This is a genomic window from Pseudomonas sp. 39004 (genome assembly GCF_028682155.1).
GTDB classification, from domain to species: Bacteria; Pseudomonadota; Gammaproteobacteria; order Pseudomonadales; family Pseudomonadaceae; genus Aquipseudomonas; species Aquipseudomonas capeferrum.
This window is the reverse complement of the sequence record NZ_JANIAG010000068.1, coordinates 21,423-27,804: the sequence shown is the minus strand read 5'-3', so window position 1 is coordinate 27,804 and position 6,382 is coordinate 21,423. Positions and strand designations below refer to the sequence as shown.

Genomic DNA, 6,382 nt, shown 5'->3' with positions numbered 1-6,382 from the left:
CTCTTCCGATCTCCCACAAACTTTCAGGTTGTGGGAGCGGGCTTGCCCCGCGAAAGGGCTCCCCGGCACCCTGGCAGATGTTACTTGACGACCATCCCCACCCCGCGCCCACGCGGGTCCGACGCCGTCTCAAGCTTCGCCCCGTTCACCCGAATGGCCTGGATATCGCCCATCTCCCAGCCTTGGTCTTCCAGCACGTAACCCATTTTCTTCAGGTCGTCCGCTACCGGCCCGGTCAGCGGTGCATAGCTGTCGAAATAAAGGGTGTCCTTGGGCAGCAACTGATGGTGCACACGCTGTGCAGCCACCGCCTTCTCAAGTGGCATGCCGTAGTCGTACAGGTTGTTCATCACCTGGAAGATCGATGTGAAGATCCGCGATCCGCCCGGCGTGCCGATCACCAGCTCGACCTTGCCATCGCGGGTCATCAGGCTTGGGCTCATGGATGACAGCATGCGCTTGCCGGGCTCGATGGCGTTGGCATCACCGCCGACCACGCCAAAGGCATTGGCCGCCCCCGGTTTGGCGCTGAAGTCGTCCATCTCGTCATTGAGCAGGAAGCCGGCGCCCTTGACCACCACACCACTGCCGTAGTCGAGGTTGAGGGTGTAGGTGTTGCTGACCGCATTGCCCTGCTTGTCGACGATCGAGAAGTGCGTGGTCTGGTGCGGCTCCAGGCCCGGCTTGACGTCGTCGGTTGCCGAAATGGCCTTGGGGTTGACCTGCGCGGCGCGCTTGGCCAGGTAATCCTTGGCAATCAATTGATCCACCGGCACCTTGGTGAACGCCGGGTCACCCAGGTAGTCGGCGCGGTCGGCGAACACGCGCTTCTCGATCTCGGCCAGCAAGTGGATGTACTGCGCAGAGTTGTGCGCGACGCCTTTGAAGTCCGCCGCACGGTCTTCCTTGATACCCAGCAGTTGGGCCAGGGCCACACCGCCAGAGCTTGGCGGCGGCGCGGTGTAGACCACGTTGCCACGCCAGCTCAGGGCCATCGGCTCACGCCAGACGGCCTTGTAGTCCTTGAGGTCTTGTTTGGTGATCAGGCCTTTGTCCGCCTGCATCTGCGCCACCAGCAGGTCGGCGGTCTTGCCCTGGTAGAACTCGCTCACGCCCTTGTCGGCAATGCGTTCGAGGGTCTGGGCCATCTCGGGCTGCTTGAACAGCTCGCCCACTTTCATGGTGCCGAAATAGTCGTTGAAATTGGTCGCGGTCTTGAACAGGCCTTGGGCATCGTTGCGGTACTGGTACTGCTTTTCGGCGATCTTGAAGCCGTTTTTCGCATAACCGATGGCCGGGGTCAGCAACTCGCTCCAGGGCAGCTTGCCGAACTTCTGGTGCGCCTCCCACAACCCCATCACCGTGCCGGGCACGCCGGCGGCGCGCACGCCAACCAGGCTCAGGTTCTCGATCATTTCGCCCTTGTCGTCCAAGTACATGTTGCGGCTGGCGGCCTTGGGCGCCACTTCGCGGTAGTCGAGGAAGTAGGGTTTGCCGTCGACGAACAGGGTCATGAAGCCACCGCCGCCGATGTTACCGGCTTCAGGGTAGGTCACCGCCAGGGTGAATGCCGTTGCCACGGCGGCGTCCACGGCGTTGCCGCCTTTTTTCAGAATATCGGCGGCCACCTGTGCGCCATATTGATCGGGCGCGGCCACCGCGCCACCCTCAAGGGTGGCCGCAAAGACTGAGGAACAGCTCAGGATAGCGGCTCCGAGGGCCATGGACTGGAACAGGACAATACGCATGACACTTCCTTGGTGTTGTTTTTGTTGATCAGTCAGTAAGGCCGAAGCGCGTCGACTGCGCAATCCAACGTAGGAAGTTTCGCCGCCTTTGGGCAGCATTTGTCGCGTTCAGGCAACTCAGCAGGCGTACATCGCCAGCTTGCGCTGGATGAAGTCGAGGAAGCACTGGATGCGCAGCGCCAGCTGGGTGTTGCGGTAATACACCGCATGGATCGGCTGACGGTACCCGTTGTTGGCATCGCCCAGCAGCACCTGCAGGCGGCCGCTGCGGATGTCTTCGTGGGTCATGAAGTGCGACAGGCTGACGATGCCCTCCCCGGCCAGGGCCAACTGGCGCAGGGTCTCGCCGCTGGAGGCGATCAGCGCGGGGCGGATCGCCCAGCGGTCGCCCTGGGCATGGCGCAACGGCCAGTGGTTGAGTGACTCAGGCTGGCTGAACCCCAGCAGGCAGTGGTTGGCCAGGTCTTCGACGTGCTGCGGCGTGCCGTGGCGTTCCAGGTAGGCGGGGCTGGCCAGCACCTGCACCGGGCTGCAGCCCAGGTTGCGGGCGTGCAGGCTGGAATCGGCCAGCTCACCGATGCGGATCGCCACATCGGTGCTTTGCTCCAGCAGGTCGATGATCAGGTCGTCGGTGTTGAGCTCCAGCTCGATGCCGGGGTATTGGCGGCGGAACTCGCCGATCCAGGGCAGGATGGCGTGCAGCATGAATGGCGCGGCGGCGTTGATGCGCAGGCGCCCGGTGGCAGTCTGGCGGTTCATCGACAGGCGCTCTTCCATCTCGTCCATCTGTTCCAGGATCACCCGCGAGCGCGCCAGGAAGAAGCGGCCTTCTTCGGTCAGGTCCATGCGCCGGGTGGTGCGGTTGACCAGGGTGGTGCCGAGTTTGGCCTCCAGGCGCGACAGGGTGCGGCTGACGGCGGACGGGGTCTGGCCCATCTGCTCGGCAGCGGCAGAGATCGAACCGCAGTCGATCACGGCGACGAATACCTGGAGTTCTTCGGATCGGGTTTTCACGCGCTTGGCCTTGGCTGGAGTGTGCGGTGATAGATAGCGGGTCAGTGGGGTCTGTGCAAGGGGCTACTGTGCAGCCCCTGTCACAGGCGCTTACGCGGCCTTGCCAAACACCTTGCCCAGGTGCGCTTCATAAGCGGACAACGCCGCTGGTACATCCGGGCGCTTCATTACATCCACCGCCAAGAAGGTCGGCAACCCGGTCATGCCGAGGAACTGGTTGGCCTTGTGGAACGGGAAGTACACGGCGTCCACACCCTTGCCCTCGAAGAAATCGCCAGGGTTGTCGAACGCTTGCTGCGGGGCATTCCAGGTCAGCGACAGCATGTACTGCTTGCCCTGGATCAGGCCACCGCTGCCGTACTTCTGCGAAGCATCCGAGCGGGTCCGGCCGTCGCTGGCGTACAGGCTGCCGTGCCCTTCGGTGAAGACATCATCGATGTACTTCTTCACCGTCCACGGTGCGCCCATCCACCAACCGGGCATCTGGTAGATCACCACATCTGCCCAGAGGAACTTCTCGACCTCCTCCTGCACGTCGTAGCCACCGTCAATGAAGGTGTGGCGCACGTCGAAACCGGCACGGTCCAGATAAGCGAGCGCCGCTTCGTGCAGGGTCGCGTTGAGGCGGCCATCGGAGTGAGCGAACTGTTTACCGCCGTTGAGCAAAAGGATCTTTTTCATGCTGGCCTCGATGTGTCGATGTCGATCCGAGGCCTGATAGCCTTGATCGAGTCAAATGGATGACCGGCAGATTAGGGAGTCGCAGACGTGGGAAAAAGCAGGCATGAGGCAAAATACATTTGATTTGAAATCACGAATGACCAAGCCATTATTGCCTTAGAATCGTTTCATCATTCACCAGCGAGTAGCGATCCATGAGCGAGCAGTACGCTTTTATCCTCAAAGCCAAGACCCGCCCGGAAATGGCCGAAGCCTTCGAAACTTTGTTCCGCGCCTATGTCGAGCCAAGCCGCCAGGAGGCGGGCTGTATCGAGTACCACATGCTGCGCGACAAGGCCGACCCCAGCCTGTTCGTGTTCTACGAGGTGTGGGCAGACAAGGCGGCACTGGATGTGCACTCGGCCCTGCCGCACATGGCCGCGTTCTTCGAAAAGCGCATGGACTACCTGGAGCGCGAATTCGATGTCCAGTTGATCGACATGCTCAGCGCCGCCTCTGCTAACCGTTGATCAGCAAATGGCCGCCGAGCACGACCAGGCCGATGAAGAAGCAGCGTTTGAACAGCGCCGCGCTGATGCGCTGGCGCAACCACTGGCCCGCCAGCATGCCCACCAGCGCTGGCGCCAGCATCAGCAATGACGCACCCAGCGCCTGGCCGCCCAGGGCATCCTGCCCGGCCAGGCCCAGGGCCAATGCCACGGTCGAGACCGTGAACGCCAGGCCAAGCGCCTGGATCATCTCGTCACGGTTCAAACCCAGGCTTTGCAGGTAGGGCACTGCCGGCATCACGAACACCCCGGTAGCCGCCGTTACCACGCCTGTCACCAGCCCGCAGATCGGCCCCAGCCACCACTCCCGCCTGTGCGCCACGCTCAGCCCCGGGCCGATCAGCCCATACACGGCATAGGCCACCAGCGCTGCGCCAAGGGCATGCACCGCCCAGGGGCCGCTGTTGATGCCCAACCAGGCGCTGCCGGCCAGGGTGCCGACGAAGATCATCGCCAGCATTGGCCCCAGCCGCCGCAGCAGCGCCGGCAGATGGCCCCCGGCCGCCAGTTGCCAGAGGTTGGTGAGGGTCGAAGGTACGATCAACAAGGCGGCAGCCTGCGCGGGCGGCATAGCCAGCCCCAGCAGCCCCATGGCGATGGTCGGCAGCCCGAGGCCGATGACACCTTTGACGGTGCCTGCCAGCAGGAAGGTAATCACCACCAGCAAAGTCAATGCCGGGCCGAGAGTCTGATAGAACGCGATCACGGTATTCATGTGGCCATGATGGCGTGCGGCTGGCTGGCTGAAAATCTGCCATATACTCAGCCAGACTATCGCCAGGACAGAGGCACATGCACTTCGACCTGATTGACCTCGCGCTTTTCCGGCACACCCTGGAGTGCGGCAACATTACTGCCGGCGCGCGCCGCAGCCACCTGTCGCTGCCCGCTGCCAGCGCCCGTATCCGCGCCATGGAAGCCTCCCTGGGTACACCGCTACTCGCGCGTAATCGCCGAGGCGTACAGCCGACCCCAGCCGGCCAGGCGTTGCTGCAACATGCCCGGCTGATCGGGCAGCAGGTCGAGCGCCTGCAGTTCGACCTGGCCCACTATGCCCAGGGCCTGCAAGGCCAGGTACGGCTGTTGTGCAACACGGCGGCGCTGACCGAATACCTGCCCGAGTTGTTGGCCTGCTACCTCGCCGACCATCCCGCCGTCAGTGTCGATGTCCAGGAGCTGCCGAGCTTGCACATCGTGCAATCGATCACCCAGGGCATGGCGGACCTGGGGATCATCTCGAGCGCAGCGCCCAGTGAGCATCTGCAGACACTGCCGTTTCGCGATGACCCGCTGGTGCTGGTGACCCCCGTTGAGCACCCACTGGCAGCGCACCCTGCCCCGAGCTTCATCGACAGCCTCGCCCATGGCCATGTCGGGCTGGGGGCTGACAGCGCCTTGGCGTTGTACCTGGAGGAACAGGCACTGCGTGAGGGCAGGCGAATGCGCGTACGGGTGCGGGCCGATGGCTTCGATGGGGTGCTGCGCATGGTCGCGGGGGGCGCGGGGGTGGGGGTGGTGCCACTGGCTTCGGTGAAGCGCTGGCAAGGGCTGCTGCCGCTGCACTGGGTGGCGCTGCACGAGAGCTGGGCCAATCGCCGGCTGCTGGTGTGCGCACGGGACTTCGCCGCATTGCCGGGGTATGCCGCAGGTTTGGTCAGGCGCTTGACCAGCCGGCCCAGCGCGGTTGTGTAGGCGCGCAAATTTGGCGACCGCGCTTGCCGCCAGGCTGGGTCTTTGCCCACAATCAGGCTGCACCAAGAAAAGGAGTTTCCAGTGCCATCGATCTACCAGCTCAAGCCCCGCTTCCAGGCCCTGCTCCGCCCCGGCGTGAAGCGCCTTCACGAGCGCGGCGTCACCGCCAATCAGGTCACCGTCGCCGCCGGCCTGGTGTCGGTCCTGCTGGGCCTGCTGCTGGTAGGCCTCAGCCACATCACCTGGCTGTTCATGCTGATCCCGGTGTGGATGCTGCTGCGCATGGCCCTTAATGCCGTCGACGGCATGCTTGCGCGCGAATTCGGCCAGCAATCCAGGCTCGGCGCTTACCTCAACGAACTGTGCGACGTGATCGCCGACGCTGCGCTTTACCTGCCCTTCGCCCTGTTGGCCGGCGTCTGGCCGAGCCTGGTGGTGCTGGTGGTACTGAGCGCCACGGTGAGCGAATACGCCGGGGTAATGGGCCCGCTGGCAGGCGCATCCAGGCGCTACGACGGGCCGATGGGCAAAAGCGACCGGGCATTTGCCTTCGGCGTGCTGGGCACCGGCGTAGCCTTCGGCCTGCTCGACGCCAACTGGCTGAACGGCCTCTTGCTGGTCATCTTCGCGCTCTCGCTCTATACCCTCTACAACCGGGTTCGCCGAGGGCTGGCCGAAGCCCACTGAGCCCATCGCCGC

Annotated in this window: 7 protein-coding genes; 3 read left to right on the top strand and 4 right to left on the bottom strand. The window is 63.8% G+C overall.

The window, feature by feature from the left end:
- Positions 1-80 precede the first annotated feature (80 nt).
- The 3 genes from ggt to NP534_RS13770 all read right to left on the bottom strand — a co-directional run bounded on the left by ggt (position 81) and on the right by NP534_RS13770 (position 3,443).
- Complete coding sequence (gene ggt / locus NP534_RS13780; RefSeq protein ID WP_274099070.1) at positions 81-1,748, bottom strand: gamma-glutamyltransferase; 1,668 nt, start codon at positions 1,746-1,748, stop codon at positions 81-83.
- A gap of 117 nt (positions 1,749-1,865) precedes the next feature.
- Complete coding sequence (locus NP534_RS13775; RefSeq protein ID WP_274099069.1) at positions 1,866-2,762, bottom strand: LysR family transcriptional regulator; 897 nt, start codon at positions 2,760-2,762, stop codon at positions 1,866-1,868.
- Between the two features lie 90 nt (positions 2,763-2,852).
- Complete coding sequence (locus NP534_RS13770; protein ID WP_274099068.1) at positions 2,853-3,443, bottom strand: NAD(P)H-dependent oxidoreductase; 591 nt, start codon at positions 3,441-3,443, stop codon at positions 2,853-2,855.
- 194 nt (positions 3,444-3,637) lie between these two features.
- Between NP534_RS13770 and NP534_RS13765 the strand changes: the two genes are divergently transcribed.
- Positions 3,638-3,952, top strand: a complete 315-nt coding sequence (locus tag NP534_RS13765; protein ID WP_274099067.1) for a putative quinol monooxygenase — start codon at positions 3,638-3,640, stop codon at positions 3,950-3,952.
- Here the strand turns inward: NP534_RS13765 and NP534_RS13760 are convergent.
- Positions 3,942-4,706: a sulfite exporter TauE/SafE family protein gene (locus NP534_RS13760; protein ID WP_274099065.1), complete on the bottom strand. Its 765-nt coding sequence runs from the start codon at positions 4,704-4,706 to the stop codon at positions 3,942-3,944. The genes NP534_RS13765 and NP534_RS13760 overlap by 11 nt on opposite strands.
- A gap of 77 nt (positions 4,707-4,783) precedes the next feature.
- Here NP534_RS13760 and NP534_RS13755 point away from each other — a divergent pair, with 77 nt between their 5' ends.
- A complete protein-coding gene (locus tag NP534_RS13755) occupies positions 4,784-5,683 on the top strand; it encodes a LysR family transcriptional regulator (RefSeq protein WP_274099064.1) in 900 nt (299 codons plus the stop codon).
- A gap of 81 nt (positions 5,684-5,764) precedes the next feature.
- A complete protein-coding gene (locus tag NP534_RS13750; RefSeq protein WP_274099063.1) occupies positions 5,765-6,370 on the top strand; it encodes a CDP-alcohol phosphatidyltransferase family protein in 606 nt (201 codons plus the stop codon).
- Positions 6,371-6,382: the final 12 nt, after the last annotated feature.